General features: G+C 35.4%; 17 protein-coding genes. 4 read left to right on the top strand and 13 right to left on the bottom strand.

Annotated features, from left to right (window positions below):
• Positions 1–135: 135 nt before the first annotated feature.
• From AC4G3O_RS17835 to AC4G3O_RS17865, 7 genes are all read right to left on the bottom strand, one after another.
• Positions 136–1,338: an IS110 family RNA-guided transposase gene (locus tag AC4G3O_RS17835; RefSeq protein WP_491089503.1), complete on the bottom strand. Its 1,203-nt coding sequence runs from the start codon at positions 1,336–1,338 to the stop codon at positions 136–138.
• 353 nt (positions 1,339–1,691) lie between these two features.
• Positions 1,692–2,123 (bottom strand): VOC family protein, encoded by a 432-nt coding sequence (locus AC4G3O_RS17840; RefSeq protein WP_148629675.1) that lies wholly within the window; start codon positions 2,121–2,123, stop codon positions 1,692–1,694.
• Between the two features lie 147 nt (positions 2,124–2,270).
• Positions 2,271–2,807, bottom strand: coding sequence for an ATP-binding protein (locus AC4G3O_RS17845; RefSeq protein WP_491136526.1), 537 nt, complete (start codon positions 2,805–2,807; stop codon positions 2,271–2,273).
• Between the two features lie 185 nt (positions 2,808–2,992).
• On the bottom strand, positions 2,993–3,256 hold the full coding sequence (locus AC4G3O_RS17850; protein WP_491136527.1) for a hypothetical protein: 264 nt from the start codon (positions 3,254–3,256) through the stop codon (positions 2,993–2,995).
• 539 nt (positions 3,257–3,795) lie between these two features.
• Positions 3,796–4,293: a CcdC family protein gene (locus AC4G3O_RS17855; RefSeq protein WP_148629674.1), complete on the bottom strand. Its 498-nt coding sequence runs from the start codon at positions 4,291–4,293 to the stop codon at positions 3,796–3,798.
• Positions 4,294–4,347: 54 nt separating this feature from the next.
• Entirely contained in the window at positions 4,348–4,707 is a 360-nt protein-coding gene (locus AC4G3O_RS17860; protein ID WP_148629673.1) for a response regulator, read from the bottom strand.
• Between the two features lie 61 nt (positions 4,708–4,768).
• Positions 4,769–5,476 (bottom strand): cytochrome c biogenesis CcdA family protein, encoded by a 708-nt coding sequence (locus AC4G3O_RS17865; RefSeq protein WP_066103982.1) that lies wholly within the window; start codon positions 5,474–5,476, stop codon positions 4,769–4,771.
• A gap of 233 nt (positions 5,477–5,709) precedes the next feature.
• Between AC4G3O_RS17865 and AC4G3O_RS17870 the strand changes: the two genes are divergently transcribed.
• A complete protein-coding gene (locus AC4G3O_RS17870) occupies positions 5,710–5,886 on the top strand; it encodes an aspartyl-phosphate phosphatase Spo0E family protein (RefSeq protein ID WP_077248028.1) in 177 nt (58 codons plus the stop codon).
• Between the two features lie 175 nt (positions 5,887–6,061).
• Here AC4G3O_RS17870 and AC4G3O_RS17875 read toward each other — a convergent pair whose 3' ends face one another.
• Both AC4G3O_RS17875 and AC4G3O_RS17880 read right to left on the bottom strand, forming a co-directional pair.
• Positions 6,062–7,855, bottom strand: coding sequence for an ABC transporter ATP-binding protein (locus AC4G3O_RS17875; RefSeq protein WP_491136528.1), 1,794 nt, complete (start codon positions 7,853–7,855; stop codon positions 6,062–6,064).
• Positions 7,834–9,603 (bottom strand): ABC transporter ATP-binding protein, encoded by a 1,770-nt coding sequence (locus AC4G3O_RS17880; protein WP_148629671.1) that lies wholly within the window; start codon positions 9,601–9,603, stop codon positions 7,834–7,836. The genes AC4G3O_RS17875 and AC4G3O_RS17880 overlap by 22 nt, the downstream gene beginning before the upstream one ends.
• 222 nt (positions 9,604–9,825) lie before the next feature.
• On the opposite strand from AC4G3O_RS17880, the gene AC4G3O_RS17885 reads away from it, so the two are divergent.
• From AC4G3O_RS17885 to AC4G3O_RS17895, 3 genes are all read left to right on the top strand, one after another.
• Positions 9,826–10,671 (top strand): SPFH domain-containing protein, encoded by an 846-nt coding sequence (locus AC4G3O_RS17885; protein WP_139891992.1) that lies wholly within the window; start codon positions 9,826–9,828, stop codon positions 10,669–10,671.
• Between the two features lie 9 nt (positions 10,672–10,680).
• Positions 10,681–10,851: a type II toxin-antitoxin system antitoxin gene (locus tag AC4G3O_RS17890; protein WP_139063817.1), complete on the top strand. Its 171-nt coding sequence runs from the start codon at positions 10,681–10,683 to the stop codon at positions 10,849–10,851.
• A 232-nt stretch (positions 10,852–11,083) separates the two neighbouring features.
• Positions 11,084–11,635 carry a hypothetical protein gene (locus AC4G3O_RS17895; RefSeq protein ID WP_254654700.1) on the top strand — a complete coding sequence of 184 codons (552 nt, stop codon included), beginning with the start codon at positions 11,084–11,086 and terminating at the stop codon, positions 11,633–11,635.
• Positions 11,636–11,996: 361 nt separating this feature from the next.
• On the opposite strand, the gene AC4G3O_RS17900 is transcribed toward AC4G3O_RS17895, so the two are convergent.
• The 4 genes from AC4G3O_RS17900 to AC4G3O_RS17915 all read right to left on the bottom strand — a co-directional run bounded on the left by AC4G3O_RS17900 (position 11,997) and on the right by AC4G3O_RS17915 (position 14,963).
• On the bottom strand, positions 11,997–12,212 hold the full coding sequence (locus tag AC4G3O_RS17900; protein WP_066103996.1) for a YneF family protein: 216 nt from the start codon (positions 12,210–12,212) through the stop codon (positions 11,997–11,999).
• Positions 12,213–12,379: 167 nt separating this feature from the next.
• Positions 12,380–12,823 carry a sporulation inhibitor of replication protein SirA gene (gene sirA / locus AC4G3O_RS17905; protein WP_066103999.1) on the bottom strand — a complete coding sequence of 148 codons (444 nt, stop codon included), beginning with the start codon at positions 12,821–12,823 and terminating at the stop codon, positions 12,380–12,382.
• 166 nt (positions 12,824–12,989) lie between these two features.
• Positions 12,990–13,103 carry a TetR-like C-terminal domain-containing protein gene (locus tag AC4G3O_RS17910; RefSeq protein WP_180349939.1) on the bottom strand — a complete coding sequence of 38 codons (114 nt, stop codon included), beginning with the start codon at positions 13,101–13,103 and terminating at the stop codon, positions 12,990–12,992.
• A gap of 375 nt (positions 13,104–13,478) precedes the next feature.
• Positions 13,479–14,963: a DUF4153 domain-containing protein gene (locus AC4G3O_RS17915; protein WP_139891583.1), complete on the bottom strand. Its 1,485-nt coding sequence runs from the start codon at positions 14,961–14,963 to the stop codon at positions 13,479–13,481.
• Positions 14,964–15,029: the final 66 nt, after the last annotated feature.

The following is a 15,029-nucleotide window of genomic DNA, read 5'->3' on the forward strand; positions in this document are numbered from 1 at the left end:
CTAAACCAGCTAATAGGTTGTCAATATCTCTCTGTATATTTCATTTTTTTATATGCTATACTGTTTTTGGGTATGCCAAATAACCCTCCAGTTTCTTTTTGGAAGGTTTTTCTTATGTTGGATAAATATCATTTCCTAAGCTAAATCTAGGAAATTCTCGTTCTTTTTCAATAAAGCATAAATCCAGTGAAGCAGCTTGTTGATACAAGCTACAATGGCAACTTTTGAAGGTTTTCCTTCTGAACGTTTTCTATCATAGAACTCTTTGAGCTTTTTATTTCTAGAGCCTCTTATCCCACATAAAACAGCTAAATACAAACTATGCCTTAGCCTACTGGATCCTCGTTTGGTTATACGATTTATGTTCGCAGTAAACTTACCAGATGAATAGACACTGGGATCGACTCCAGCGAAGGCCACTAACTTTTTAGGGTGATTAAACCGATCAATTTCTCCTATCTCCGAAATGATTGTTGCCGCAATCTTTTCACCGATACCAGGAATCGATTGGATAATCTTATATTCTTCTATTTCATTTGCCAGGGATACCATTTGGCTCTCTAAATCCGTAAGGTGTCCTTGGTAGTGAAATAAAATATCGATATACATACTAAGATTGATAAGATGGCTTTCATATCGCACTTTCTGAAAAGGATTTTGAGAAGCTGAATGAATGAGCTTTCTTGCCTTTTCTTTGGCCCACTGTACAGACCGACTGGGACAATGTTCTCGTATCCTATCTTCTAGCTCTTCCTTGCTAGCCCTTAGAACCTTCTCCGAGGTAGGGTATTCCTTTAATACCGATAAAGATACTTTCGAAAATAGATCCCCAAAAACCTTTCTATATTCAGGGAAAACCTGATCTAAAATCGTATGGAAATGCAATTTTGCCTCCACATACATATTCGTCATTATCTCTTGTTGTCTCGATAGATTCCGAATATTTAGAAGTTGAATTCCTCTCCTTTTTTGAGGTTCAAATTCTTCTTTATAATAGAGAACACATAATTGATACGCATCAAACGCATCAGTTTTCACCTTTCTTAAACTGGCCTTCTTCGCTTGATGAGAAATGATTGGATTCAATAAGATATAAAGTATGTCATTCTCTTCTAAGCATTGAACAACTGGGGTATGATAATGTCCTGTTGATTCCAATATAACCACAGGCATCTGCCCAGTTGTTTCCTTCATTTCTTCTAAGAAATAGATAAACTTCTCCAACTCTTCACGATTATGCTTAATCGAAAAACTTGTTCCATACGGCTTTCCTTTATCTAAAAAAGCCTGTACTTCACTTTCTTCTTTGGCTATATCTATACCCACAACTGGGTTCATTCTTTCTCCTCCTCTGATAAATTCACCAGTACCCCTATTTCCTCCAAGTAGTATTATAGCTTCGCTTGTTATACGAGATCTCAGTCCCAACCAGCCTCAAACATATTTCTACAAGTAGGGGGTGAACAGTTTAGCGGACGGGATCATTTGTCCCACTGCCCCTTACGTTCTACCCTGGCTACTGATAGATTAAATTCATATGAAAAAAGTTCAACCAGAAAGTTCTGGCTGAACTATATAATACGAACCTGCCCCTTTAACGGAATAACAAAAAAGAGCTGATCACAGCCCTTCGGAGTAATGCCCTGGTACTTTAAGAAAACTGATACAAGGCATACATAAGTAAGAACCTATTAAAAGGAAATCATAGCTCCACGTTCATCGAATACTGAATCTGGATTCCAAGCAATCTCCCAAAGGTTGTTTTCAGGGTCCGAAAAATAAGCTGTTCTTCCTCCCCAGAAGGCATCGCTTGGTTCTCTTAAAATATTCCCACCTGCTTTTTTAATAGCATCAATTGTTTTATCAACTTCTTCGGGTTTATCTACGTTGATTGAAAAAGATACTCCTCGAAAGGTATCTACGCTTTGAGTAATTTCAACTGCTGCATCCTTAACCAATTCCTCAATAGGAAATATTGAAAGATTAACACCTGCCGTTTTAAAGACAGCGTAATTATCAGAACTTATCTCTGTTTCTTCCCATCCCAAATTTTTATAAAACGAACGTAAAATAGGCAAATTGAATGCACCGATAGTAATTAGGCTTATTCTTTGCAATACCATTTATATTCACCCCTCATATATTTTTATAAAGTAATGATTTCAACAAAACGTTTAAATTCTCCTTCTTCAACTAAACTGCCCCTTACTTCCATAAGGAGTTCAACAGAAAAGGACATTAATCCTTCTTGGATCAACGCCCCTGTTAGTTCAATTAGTATTTAGATAATCTAAGACAATATCAACTCTTTCATTGACTGAATAATCCCCTTCAATTTTTAATACTGGACAAGATAAGTCTGCCATCCAATGCTCGTGCAATTTTTTACTTCTAACTTTCATTCCCGCACTATCATAAAGAGAAGCCCACTCTAAAAAAGTTTTCGATTGTTCATATTTGCTTCCGCCAGTTAATATTTGACTTCCATAACGCTCATATTCCCTCTGCTTTAACCTTTCAAGCCTTATTTCTTGCGGAACCCATAAGAATATAACAAGGTCAAAATAACTTTTAAAGTTATCACCCCAACCACACACTGCACCAGAAAGAATCCAGTTTTCATTAAGTAATAAATCTTTTTCAAGTATTTCTCTTCTTTTAGGTACTTCTCTTTGTTTAGTAAATTTAGTTGTCCAAAAGTAGTCATCAGTATCAAGATGTGTATGAGGTAAGACCTTTGATAATGAAGAACCGAGCGTTGAAGTACCAGAACCAGAGGCTCCCAATATGTGTATTTTTTCTTTCATTTTCCCCATCCTTAATCATAGGCTTCTTCAACTCTTCTTCCCCTTTAGTTCAATAAGCTATAACACTCAAAAATATTTATCCCTGTTTAAAGACTATGTATTATTTTGACGCTGTTAGCAAAGTGCTAATTGATAGATTTAATTCTTCTTTAAAGTTTTCCTCATATAGTTTCAATGAGGAATAACTAACTGATTGCATCAATATTCCTTTCAACCCAGTCTTCATATATAAATACTACCATTCGGGCTATTTTCAAGTCTGGCGTCTTTTCTTTAAATCCTGGTACTCTATGTGCTGAATACATATTTCGCCAATCCTTCAAACTCTTCCAGTACAAATTATAATCTTTCTCACTTAACTCTATGTTAGACAAAATAATTGGCTTTAAATCACCATCTAATCCAAGCTTCTTCCAGTGTATTTCATTTTCGTCAGTGCCAAAAATCATACACCAGAGATTAATTGACTGAAAGTAATGTGCATCTATTGTTTACTTCCAAAATTCCTGAGAACCAAATCTATATAGGTTATCAAATTTCTCATTTAAATATCTAAAACTAGAATAATGGCATAAAAAGCTTTTTAGTATTTCAAGCTGTTCATCCAAAACCGACTCATTAAAATTCATGTTACTCTCCCTAAATTCATTTACTGGTTTTATCCCTAATTCGTTGATCGTCTTTTAGTCGTTGGTATGTTCTAATATCAATTATTCGCCATATTTTGTTCAAGTCCTTCTTCCGCTAACCTGCCCCGTTTGTTGAACAAGCCATCTTAATTCAACTGTACCACAAATTGGATATTTATATCCTTTTATTCAAGAGCAACAATCTATGCGAAAACAGCCTTTTATTTTTATGATCTTCCTCAAAAATATCTTCAATTTAAAATACGGTTGTATTTAGTGAAACAAATTCAACACGATTAACATGATTCGGGTTAAAACAGCCAAAATTAAAAAAACGACCAAAGGTCGTTTTTTATCATTTATACGGAAGTAACCGGATTATTACCTGCCTGTGTATCATTTAAGATGTTCTCAAACTTTTTATATTGCATATACATCGCTATTCTCCATGGCACAATCATTGAAAAAGCCAATAGCCAGAACAATCCTCCTGTTTCACCCAAATCAATTGATGAACTTAAAAATACCTTAAGGATGGTTCTGATTAAAATGAGTCCTATAAGGACAATTCCAAAAGCTTTCGACCGTTTCATATATATTTGTTTATCTTTAATTTCAAATTTGGATGTCTTTATTAAAAATATGGAAAAAAACATGCCCAGTATGATTGCCTCGAGTATTTCCATTCCAGTTAACCGAAAATACGGGAATACATACATAAGTGCACCGGTACTCATAAAAAACGGCGGCAATATAATCTTTTTGATTGAAGCCGGTTTTTGGGATGCCTTCATCCTTACTGCAAAAACAAAAAGTCCCATTATCACTGCAAGTATTGTAGATACTGCAAACATCATATATCATCATTCCTTTTAGCATACATAAATTTCAAACGTTTAATACGATTTATGTTAATCCAAGACACGCTTGACCGCATCTATTACCCTTATCTCTTCAAATGGTTTTATAATAAAGTCTTTTGCACCCGCTTCTATGGATTCTCTGACAATCTTTTGCTGACCCATTGCCGAACACATAATAATTTTGGCATCCGGGTATTTACCCTTAATTACTTTGGTCGCCTCTAATCCACTCATTAATGGCATCGTTACATCCATAGTAACCAAATCAGGCTTATGCTTTTCATATAGATCAATTTCCTCTATACCTGATTCTGCTTCTCCAACAATGTGATGATTTCCTTTTTTAAGGATAGCTGCCAACGTCAACCGCATAAACTTTGCATCATCCACTATTAGAATATTAGCCATCTTTAGTTACCCCTGTTACAAAATAAAAGTATAACTCTGTGCTGAATATGATTAAAACTAGTTAAAAACCACTCCACCCTCCGAATAAAGCGATAAAATAGGAGCTTATTTTGGTCATCCAATCAAAAAACAAAACGATTCCCATCAGAATCATTAACATTCCGCCTGCCTTCATAACTTTATCCGAGTTGCGTTTGATCCAGCTTAATTTCCCAATAAAAAAAGACATAATAAAAAACGGAATAGCAAATCCTAAAATATATGCTAACATGTAGAACATACCAGATTCCGGGTTGGTTCCGGTCATCCCAATGACAACCATTAAAATAGGTCCAGTACATGGAGTCCATCCTGCTGCAAAGGCAATTCCTATTAAAATTGATCCGATATAACCACCCGGACGATTTTTAAATTCAAAACGGTGTTCTTTCATAAGAAACTTCGGCTGAAAGAAGCCAATTATAATTAAGCCAAAAAAGACTATAAGAATAGCACCTAATTGCCGGATAATATCTCCATAGTTTTCAAAGAAGGTTCCAATATAAGATGCACTGAATCCCAGTGCTATAAAAATAATGGAAAATCCAATTAAGAAAAAGAAAGTATGTAATAGGCTCCTTTTATGCATCATCGCGTTATCATTTTTTAATTCTCCAACCGACATTCCTGTTATATAAGAAAGAAAGGCCGGATAAAGCGGAAGACAGCATGGAGATATAAAGCTGAGGAAACCTGCTCCGAATGCCAAAAATATATTAATATCACCCAAATGAAATTACCCCCACTGTTTCTAATTCATTCCATCTTACATTGTACCAAATTACTCCATATAAAGTAACTGTCTGAGCAGATGATAAAGAGTATAGTTTTAATTTTTCAATATATTTTACATTTTTAGTAAAATTTATGTATAATAGTTTTACCGCAATTCTTTTCTGTAAGAATATGTTATAACCTTGTAAATTTAAACATAATCCACTAAACGAGGAAGGATCTGCAACCATGGATAATCAAGAGTTGTTAGATAAAATAGAAATCAAGCGTGCAGAACTAGTTACTGTCGTCTCTCAGAATGGATTATCATCTCAAACAACCATTCAATATAGCCAGGAACTCGATCATCTGTTAAACAACTATCAACCTGAAAAAACATACAATAGATCAAAAATATCATGTTAAGCTAAAGTAAGAAAAACCTAAACACATAAGGATAGAATAGAGTTAGAAGAACTCATTCTTTTTCCATTAAAACACTGTTCAAACAGTTTCAGGAGTCACCCTAAAGTATATTTCAGAAGAACAATAAATCGCATCCGATGAATCGGATGCGATTTATTTAGTTAGAGTCTTTATTTCAGCTTACATCTTTGTTGAAACTTGAACGGATACCATTTTGAAGTAAATACATTTTATAATAAAGCCCTTGCTTAGCCAGCAGTTCCTGATGTGTTCCCTGTTCAACAATTTGGCCTTGATGCAAAACAAGTATAAGGTTAGCATCTTGGATTGTGGAAAGACGGTGGGCAATTGCAATTGTCGTTCTGCCCTTTCTCATTTTTTCCAGGCTTTTTTGAATAGCCTCTTCAGTTTCTGTATCAATATTGGCAGTCGCTTCATCAAGAATAAGAATTTTAGGATCTCTCACGATTGTTCGCGCGAAGCCAATCAACTGCCTTTGACCGCTCGAAAATGTTGCTCCCCGCTCCACTACTAAATGATTATATTTATCAGGTAGCTTTTCAATGAAGGATTGCGCCTGAACAAATTTAGCTGCCTCTTCTATTTCATTGTCCGTTATTGTTTGATCATGCAAACTGATATTATCTCTAACAGACCCATAGAATAAGAAAGCATCCTGTAATACAAGCCCCATCTTCCCCCGCAGTTCTTCATTTGAATAACTTTTGATGGATTTCCCATCAATTAATATATCTCCTCTATTAAATTCATAGAAACGCATGATCAAATTTATGATAGAACTTTTTCCACTACCCGTATGTCCAACAAGTGCAACTGTTTCGCCCTCATTGACTTTAAAGGAGATGTTTTTTAGTACATCTCTCTTTCCATCATAAGAAAAACTAACATTTTTAAATTCAACGACACCCAGCTCGATTTTATACGTTTGAATGCTCTCTGCCCCGGGGGCTAACTCTTTTTCATCCAAAACAGCAAATACTCTTGATCCAGCCACAATTGCCTGCTGATATAAGGATAATCTTTGCATCACTTGGTTAACTGGTTCAAAAAAACGATCAATATAGTTTACAAACGCATACAAAACACCTATTTCAACTACTGAATTCATCGAGTTGATCCCAAAGTAACTGAGCACAAGAACAATCGCAAATATATATACTAGATCTATCGCTGGCCTTAGCAATAACCCATCTATCTTAATATTCCTCATTCCTGCTTCATAATGTTTTTGATTAATCTCCTCAAACTCATCCTTTAAGCGTTTCTGCTGGCGAAACACCTGAATTATAGACATCCCTTGGAGAGATTCATTTAAATTGGCGTTCAACTGGCTTAGCCTTTCCCTGAGTTCTTGATAAAAAACACTGCTGAATTTACGATAAAATCTCATAAGCAAATATAAAATGGGCAGGATGAATAAACAAAACACAGCAAGCCTAACGTTCAAAATAAACATCGCAATAATCGTCCCTATCACGAAAAATCCACTGGATATAAAAGCTGCAATCACAGTCACAAACATATCCTTAATTGCTTCTGTATCATTAGTAATCCTGGATACAATCGCTCCTGCAGGAGTTTTATCAAAATATCTCAATCCAAGGCTTTGCACTTTACTAAAAATATCAACCCTAAGCTGCTGAATAATTTTTAAAGCGACAAGCTGGAACGAAAACTCTTGGAAATAAGTAATAAACATTTTAGCAAACAGGAGTATCAAATACCCGATTGCCAAAATAGCTATTGGCTTATACTGCATATTCATTGACGTTAAATAATCATCAATGAATATCTTCACTAAAATAGGTCCTGTGATGTCAGCCACTGTCGCAAGAAATAATAAGAAAAATGCTCCTATTAATCTCTTTTTATATGGTTTGGCATAGGACAAGAGACGGAAGAGAATTGCTCGCTGTTCTTTTCCTGTTATTGATTTAAGTTCATCCATCTCTTATCCCCCTGTTCCACCAATTCTTCTAATTGTTGCTGTTGGTACATTTCTTTATACCAGCCTTCCAAGTCCATTAACTCCCTATGTGTACCTCTTTGAACGATTTTACCGTCCTTGAGAACAATGATTAGATTGGCATGCTGGATAGCACTTAACCGATGGGATGTGATAATCGTTGTTTTGTGTACTCTGTTTTCCTTTAAATTCTGTAGGATTGTTGCCTCTGTTTTGGCATCGACTGCCGATAGTGAGTCGTCCAGAATTAAGATTTCAGGATCAAGCATCAATGCCCTTGCTATACTGATTCTTTGCTTTTGACCGCCAGAAAGCGAGACTCCACGTTCACCTACAACCGTATTATATCCTTCCGTAAAGCCTTCAATATCAGAATGAATATATGAAAGATTTGCTGCTTCTTTAATTTCACCTTTGGTAGCATTCGGTTTAGCAAAGGCGATATTCTCACCAACTGTTGCTGAAAATAAAAAAGGATCCTGTGGTACATACCCAATTGCTTCTCGTAAGGATTTCAACGTATAATTTTGGACTTCGTGTCCTCCAATGCTTATGCACCCTTCTGTTGTCTCAAATTCCCTAATCAGTAATTTTAATAAAGTCGTTTTACCTGCACCAGTTTTCCCAACTATTCCGAGAGTTTCCCCTTTTTTTATCGTAAATGAGAGATCCTCCAGTACAGGTTTCTTTTCATCAGGATAAGTAAAGGATGAAATCTCAAATTCTATATCACCACTGGCTTGTTCGTTAAGAGCGCCAGTTTTATCAAAAATATCGGTTTTTTCAGCTAGGAGTTCAGTAATTCGATCATAAGATGCGTTCCCCCGTTGCACGATATTAAATAAGAATCCAAAAGCGAGCATCGGCCAAATCAATAATCCTAGATAGGTTGAAAAAGATACAAGTTCACCAATCGTCAAACTGCCCTCCATCACATATTTCGCGCCAACAGCGATTGAAATAAAATAAGAAAGTCCCGCCATTACACTGATAGTTGGATCAAACAAGGCATCTATACGCGCCACCGATATGTTTTTATCCACTACATCATTAGAGGAAGACCGAAAGGATTCAATATCCTCTCTTTCCTGGCCAAAGGTCTTGATCACTTTAATCCCATTTATGCTTTCCTGGGTCTTGTCATTCAATTCAGAAAAGGCAGCCTGAGCAGCCCTAAATCTTTTATGTAATAGCTTCCCATAATAGCTTGTTGAGATGGCAATAACGGGCATAGGAAGCAATGCAAACAACGTTAAACGCCAATCAATAAAGGCCATGGCCAGAACAACAAACCCACCGGTCGTTAGCGAATCAACCAAGGATAGGACACCGCTTCCTGCGGTTTGCTGGATTGCATTTAAGTCATTGGTCGCATGTGCCATCAAATCTCCGGTGCGCTTACGCTGGTAAAAGGATGACGGCATATTCGTGAAATGATCAAATAATCGATAACGAAGTTCTCTTGCTAACTTCACGGCTGAACCAAAGATCTTGATTCGCCAAAAATATCTTAATATGTACATACCAACGCCCGAAGCAATTAAAATAACAGTCAATTTCGAAAGACCTGCACCTGTCAGAGAATCATTATTAATCTGATCAACTACAATTCCTATAATTCTAGGTGGAATCAGCTGCAAAATAGCTACGAATAATAACATAATGATGCCAATTATGTATGCTTTTTTTTCTTTCTTAAAAAACCATTTTAGCTTTACAAAGATCTTCACAAATGCCCTCCTTTTCTCTTTTATAAGGCCTCCTTATTTTAGCAAATCAAATAAACCAAAGGAAGATTATTTTAAACTTTCCGAATAATTATACAGGTGTATTTTAGGATTGCTTTACAAGCTTAATTAGAATATTTGGTATATTTTGTTATAAAAAGCTAACTATCTAACTAAATAAGTGATATAATTGTGATATCACTTTGATATATAGGAGGCATTAAGATGGTTGAAAAGAAGGCAGTTAAAATGAATGGTTATTTAGGCGTCCTTGCAGGGTTGGTCATTATCAGCATTAGTGCTTATATGTTGATAAATGGATCAACTGTACTTCCAATCGTATTATTAATAGCTGTTGCCGTATTATTGTCTGGCATCACCATTGTCCAACCAAACGAAGCAAAAGTATTAACATTTTTCGGAACATATGTAGGAGTCATACGCGAGCAAGGTCTATGGTTGGCAATACCTTTTACCATCAAATCCAGCGTTTCACTGCGCGTCATCAATTTCAATAGCGATACCCTAAAGGTAAATGATTTAGAAGGTAATCCGATTGAAATAGCTGCCGTGGTGGTATACCGTGTCAATGATAGTGCGAAGGCAACTTTTGATGTGAAGGATTACAAAGAGTTTGTACAAATCCAAAGTGAAACGGGAATTCGTCATATCGCAAGCCAATACGCCTATGATCACTTTGACAAAGAAACCGATCTGTCACTACGGAGAAATAGTGATGAAATTGCTGTTTTTTTAGCAGAGGATTTACAAAAACGTTTAGAGGTAGCTGGTGTGGATGTGCTTGAGGCACGAATCATGCATCTAGCCTATTCTTCTGAGATTGCTTCCGCTATGTTACAAAGACAACAGGCCCAGGCTGTGCTGGCTGCCCGTAAGGTAATTGTTGATGGTGCCATTGGAATGGTGAAAAGTGCGATCGACCAATTGGCGGATGAAGATATTGTTGAACTTGATGAAGACAAGAAAGCACAAATGGTCAACAACTTAATGGTTGCAATTGTTTCAGAAAAGGGAACGCAGCCAATTATTAATACAGGAAGCATTCACTAGGTTTTTAAGATGGCCAAAAGAAAAGCATATCCGCTAAGAATTGATCCTAAACTTTATGACGCACTTGAAAAATGGGCAGATGATGAACTTCGCAGTGTAAATGCTCAAATAGAAATCCTCTTAAAAGAAGCCGTAAAAAAAGCAGGCCGATTGAAGGATGATCAAGAACAACAAGAATAAATTCGAGACTATTAGATAGCCAGAAGCATAGTTAGAACGTTTGTTTAAAATAATACAAACGTTCTATTTTTATTGTGGTGATTTAATAAACACTCTTATACCATTCCTATTGACGCTTTTTGAGCACACATAAAAACCACCAGTCTATGTTTGCTCAATGTCAAAATCCCCGTTTCTACTTTTAATTATTTTTAGAATTGTATTATAATTTAGATATAAGATTCATAAGGAGATGATTAACTTGAAAAAGTTCTTTAAGATTGGATGCTTAGGAATCATAGTTATTGCTGTATTACTTATTATTGTTGCTATTGTAGGTGGCGGAGAAGAAGAAAGTGTATCAACTGGTAATACTTCAGACACTAAAACAACTGAAACACAAAAAACAGATGATGGAACTAAAACCATTGATGCTTCTTCTCAACAAGTAACAGCACAAGGACTAAAAGTTGGACTAGGCGACATTAAAATTGAAGAAAATGAAATCCAAGTAGGTATCAATGTTCAAAATACTACAGATGGAGTTCTACAATTTTATCCCGACCAAGGATCAGCTGTAATTGGCGATATGCAATTGGATGCCAACATGTTCTTAACTGATGGTGATGTTAGTGGTGAGATCCAAGGTGGGGTTAAAAAAGAAGGAGTACTTGAATTTTTAGCACCTGATGGTAAAACCATTGATGTTAATTCCGTTAAAGAGATAAAGTTAATACTGGGTGACGTAACCACTGAGGATTTCATGAACAGTGAAGATGTTTCGTTTACTATTCCAGTGAAATAATATAAAAACCCCTTCTCGCAAAGAGGGGGTTTTCGTGTTTATAGACTAACATAAAAAGCTAATTTTATCTCTTAATGAACCATTTGATTGCCCTAAAGATTATAAAATAGGGAAGTAGCCATATAATCAATAAGCTTTTAACGCTATAGTCTGAAAACTCAGCACCAACAATAGAAAAAACCACTCCTCCGTATTTAATGGTTTAACATTCTCTACAGAAAAGTGGTTTTAAACTAAGCCAAGAAAACTTCACCAATATACTAAAAAATATCGATGAAGGTTACATCTTTTTATGTAAAAAAGACAGTAAACTTTAACCATGTATAATCAGATGACCTTAGAATCCCAGATGTAACAAGGCTTATTTCCCTTGTTGCTTGTTCATCGCATTCATCATTTGATTTACTTTCTTTTGGGATGGCTTCATACCCATTTGTGTCATCATCATTTTAATCATTTGTTCATTGATTGGTGGGTTTTTCTTTAAATAGTCCATCATGTATTTACGAGCGATAAAGAATCCTAAAGCCACACCAGCAATCAAAGCAATCACTGCCGTAAGAATATAATATCCCATAACCTAAACTACCTCCTCCGTGCTGTCACAAAGACATTGTACTAAACCAAAGTAATAATACCATAACTATTGTGATATTTCTATCAGATTTTGATACAAACAGACATAATAGAATAAATTCCACGGTATTTATAACAATCTCATAGTGAAATCTGTCTTATTCTACTTCATACATATAACCTCTGTTTAATAGGTCTGAGCCAAGCGCACCGTTCCTTAGTTATATCCAACGCTAAAAAATATGGATTCCACTGCCTGAGCCATTCAAAAAATATGGTCTCACATTCATACGTTCCAGTAGCATGCAGAATCAATGAATGATTGCGATATCCTAAGCTTGCTTCGCTTTGGCCGACATTTCGCTTTCTGATATAATATACCCCATTTTCCATATAACAATCTTTATTTTCCATTAGTTGATTTTCCATAAAAGAGGTAAAAAGCTGTGCATGAATCTTTTTAGTAACAAAGTTAATTTGCCTGCGGAGTATTTTTTTCTTATCCCCTTCAGATTGTTCATAATCCTGGAATAAGTTAAAAAACATATATTCTCGTCCATAATAATGACGTGCAAATTCATTCTCTATTAAATAAATAATATAAGTGCGCATACTCTTACCTCCAATTCTCTTTACATATAGTATAAAAAACTATTGTTGCATATTATGTAAAATGAACGTGCAGAGTTGTTCTAATTTTGTCGAGTAAATATTTTTTGATTTTTCAAATTAATCTCTTATACCCATTATACATATGATTTACTCTTATCACCATTGATCATCTGTATAATTCTGTAATTTGACTGGCTACATATTCAGAACTGAAATGAAGTCCGTCTTTTATCCACCATATGATAATTCCCAATACTGATGAGCTAATATATCCGGTGATAGACTTTTTCTAATTTAGGGGCAAGTGATGCTTATTATTTCATGACATTATTGAGTGTCATCGCATTAATGATTACATTTTTTGTACCTTCTAAAAATTATATCCATTCCCCACTCGCTAGGATCAAGGGCAGCTGAGGAAAATAAAATTGATATATTTCATATTTTTAAATGGATTAGCCTACAGACATAAACACTTTAAATAAGCTTGTTTACAAAAAGCCTGGACCCATAAGTCCAGGCTTTTTACTTATTTATCCTTCAAAAATCAAATTAGCCAGTACTCCGTTTTCTGCTGGAATCCTCCAAAAACCGGTTGCCGTTATCTGATATCTACTTTATAGCAAGAATATGACCAGTACTGGATTAGCTGTTGTTAATCTCCATTTTCATGCTTAGTGAGGTTAAGACTTTCTAACCTATCATAAACTTCAACTCTGGAAAGATTATAGGACTGCCAAGTATAGTCAGTGTTCCTCATTTGCTCATATTGGACTGATAATAGATGTTTCAATTCACCAGAATTGGGGTCTGATTCATATAAGTCAATCAGTCCAGATAATCCTGTATAGGATAATTCGTTTAAATAATATAGATCAATTTTACCCGTTTCTTTATATCTACTTATATTTTTATCTACGATTAGTTGATCCAGTTGAACGATGTGCAATCCAGTGTAAAACAATAATCCGGTTAAAAAATAAAAATGTCTTAATGCAATTCGTTCAATCCAGATTTTTACTAATGTATAGGTAAAAATGACAACCAGATAAAGCATAATCGTATGTGCGAGTATTCTGAGAATCGTATATCCATAGGCCTCTTCATACATATAGAGGCGCATAAAAGCCGATGTTAGCATAACTCCGCTAAATACGATTAAAAGACTGAGAAGGACCTGTATAAGCCTTTTAGCAGCGTTCATTTGAACAGATACATACTTTAGGGTTCCAAGCAGTATGGACCAATTTATGAGGGTAACCAACAATAACTGGGCAAATCCTGTTCGCGCGCTTGAAGCATAGGTCATATCATTGAGAAGCGGGCTGCCAAAGAAATATTTAAACTGGACAATTGTAAATAATAAATAGACTCCATTAATCAGGACCAGAATCGTTGTCACAATGGTTGAATCGAACTGGACACTTCCTGCCTCTTTCATGTTAGAGGACAGTGTTTGCGGCTGTTTTAAATGTAATACATTTAGAAAACCATAAAACAAAAGAGCAAATAGGATAATAACTATCAATCTTCCAAAGAATTCACCTATTTGTACGGAAAATAACCAGTCAGGGATGTGCATAAATATCGCTTGAAAATGACTGTCTGCCGATACAAGCAATAGAATGATGATGATGAGTATCGGGAATGCAATAACAATTCCCAAACCGATGCTTTTAGCCATCCCCCCAGTTTCCCCTGCTCCCTCTTTTCTGAATTTTTTTAGGATGTAGGAGATGAATTGCTGATTGTATTTAATACTGTTTACCAGTTTTGTTTTCAGTTGTTTAATAAAGTTGACTCTGCTCCAATCAATTTTTTGTTGATTTGTAATAAGTGTTAGCTGAGCTGCTACAAGAATTGGTATAACCAACCCATTCGTTAGATAAAAAAGGACATTAGATTGATAGAAATAAGATAAACCAAGAATCCAAATACAAACCATCAGAAGGCTTCCAATTCGCATATGAGTAAATTTCGTTTTCCGAAACCTCCAAAAAAACAGTCCATAAAAAGCAAATAAGAACAACGGATAGGAAATCCCTACTTCTCCATGTAAAAAAGATAACTCAGCAAAACAGGCTAGCGCTATACATAACAGTAAAAATACTTTATCTTCTTTTTTAAACTGAATATCCATTTTAAGGATCCCCCTCTACCTAGTTTTTCTAGGTATATAGTGATAAATATACATAGTTATTCTATG

Source organism: Bacillus sp. z14 (2026) (assembly GCF_058313575.1).

What these genes read in the sequence shown, in the direction of transcription:
- AC4G3O_RS17835 (WP_491089503.1), bottom strand. Translation starts at nt 1,338, where the DNA reads ATGAACCCAGTTGTGGGTATAGATATAGCCAAAGAAGAAAGTGAAGTA.
- AC4G3O_RS17840 (WP_148629675.1), bottom strand. Translation starts at nt 2,123, where the DNA reads ATGGTATTGCAAAGAATAAGCCTAATTACTATCGGTGCATTCAATTTG.
- AC4G3O_RS17845 (WP_491136526.1), bottom strand. Translation starts at nt 2,807, where the DNA reads ATGAAAGAAAAAATACACATATTGGGAGCCTCTGGTTCTGGTACTTCA.
- AC4G3O_RS17850 (WP_491136527.1), bottom strand. Translation starts at nt 3,256, where the DNA reads ATGATTTTTGGCACTGACGAAAATGAAATACACTGGAAGAAGCTTGGA.
- AC4G3O_RS17855 (WP_148629674.1), bottom strand. Translation starts at nt 4,293, where the DNA reads ATGATGTTTGCAGTATCTACAATACTTGCAGTGATAATGGGACTTTTT.
- AC4G3O_RS17860 (WP_148629673.1), bottom strand. Translation starts at nt 4,707, where the DNA reads ATGGCTAATATTCTAATAGTGGATGATGCAAAGTTTATGCGGTTGACG.
- AC4G3O_RS17870 (WP_077248028.1), top strand. Translation starts at nt 5,710, where the DNA reads ATGGATAATCAAGAGTTGTTAGATAAAATAGAAATCAAGCGTGCAGAA.
- AC4G3O_RS17875 (WP_491136528.1), bottom strand. Translation starts at nt 7,855, where the DNA reads ATGGATGAACTTAAATCAATAACAGGAAAAGAACAGCGAGCAATTCTC.
- AC4G3O_RS17885 (WP_139891992.1), top strand. Translation starts at nt 9,826, where the DNA reads ATGGTTGAAAAGAAGGCAGTTAAAATGAATGGTTATTTAGGCGTCCTT.
- AC4G3O_RS17890 (WP_139063817.1), top strand. Translation starts at nt 10,681, where the DNA reads ATGGCCAAAAGAAAAGCATATCCGCTAAGAATTGATCCTAAACTTTAT.
- AC4G3O_RS17895 (WP_254654700.1), top strand. Translation starts at nt 11,084, where the DNA reads ATGATTAACTTGAAAAAGTTCTTTAAGATTGGATGCTTAGGAATCATA.
- AC4G3O_RS17900 (WP_066103996.1), bottom strand. Translation starts at nt 12,212, where the DNA reads ATGGGATATTATATTCTTACGGCAGTGATTGCTTTGATTGCTGGTGTG.
- sirA (WP_066103999.1), bottom strand. Translation starts at nt 12,823, where the DNA reads ATGCGCACTTATATTATTTATTTAATAGAGAATGAATTTGCACGTCAT.
- AC4G3O_RS17915 (WP_139891583.1), bottom strand. Translation starts at nt 14,963, where the DNA reads ATGGATATTCAGTTTAAAAAAGAAGATAAAGTATTTTTACTGTTATGT.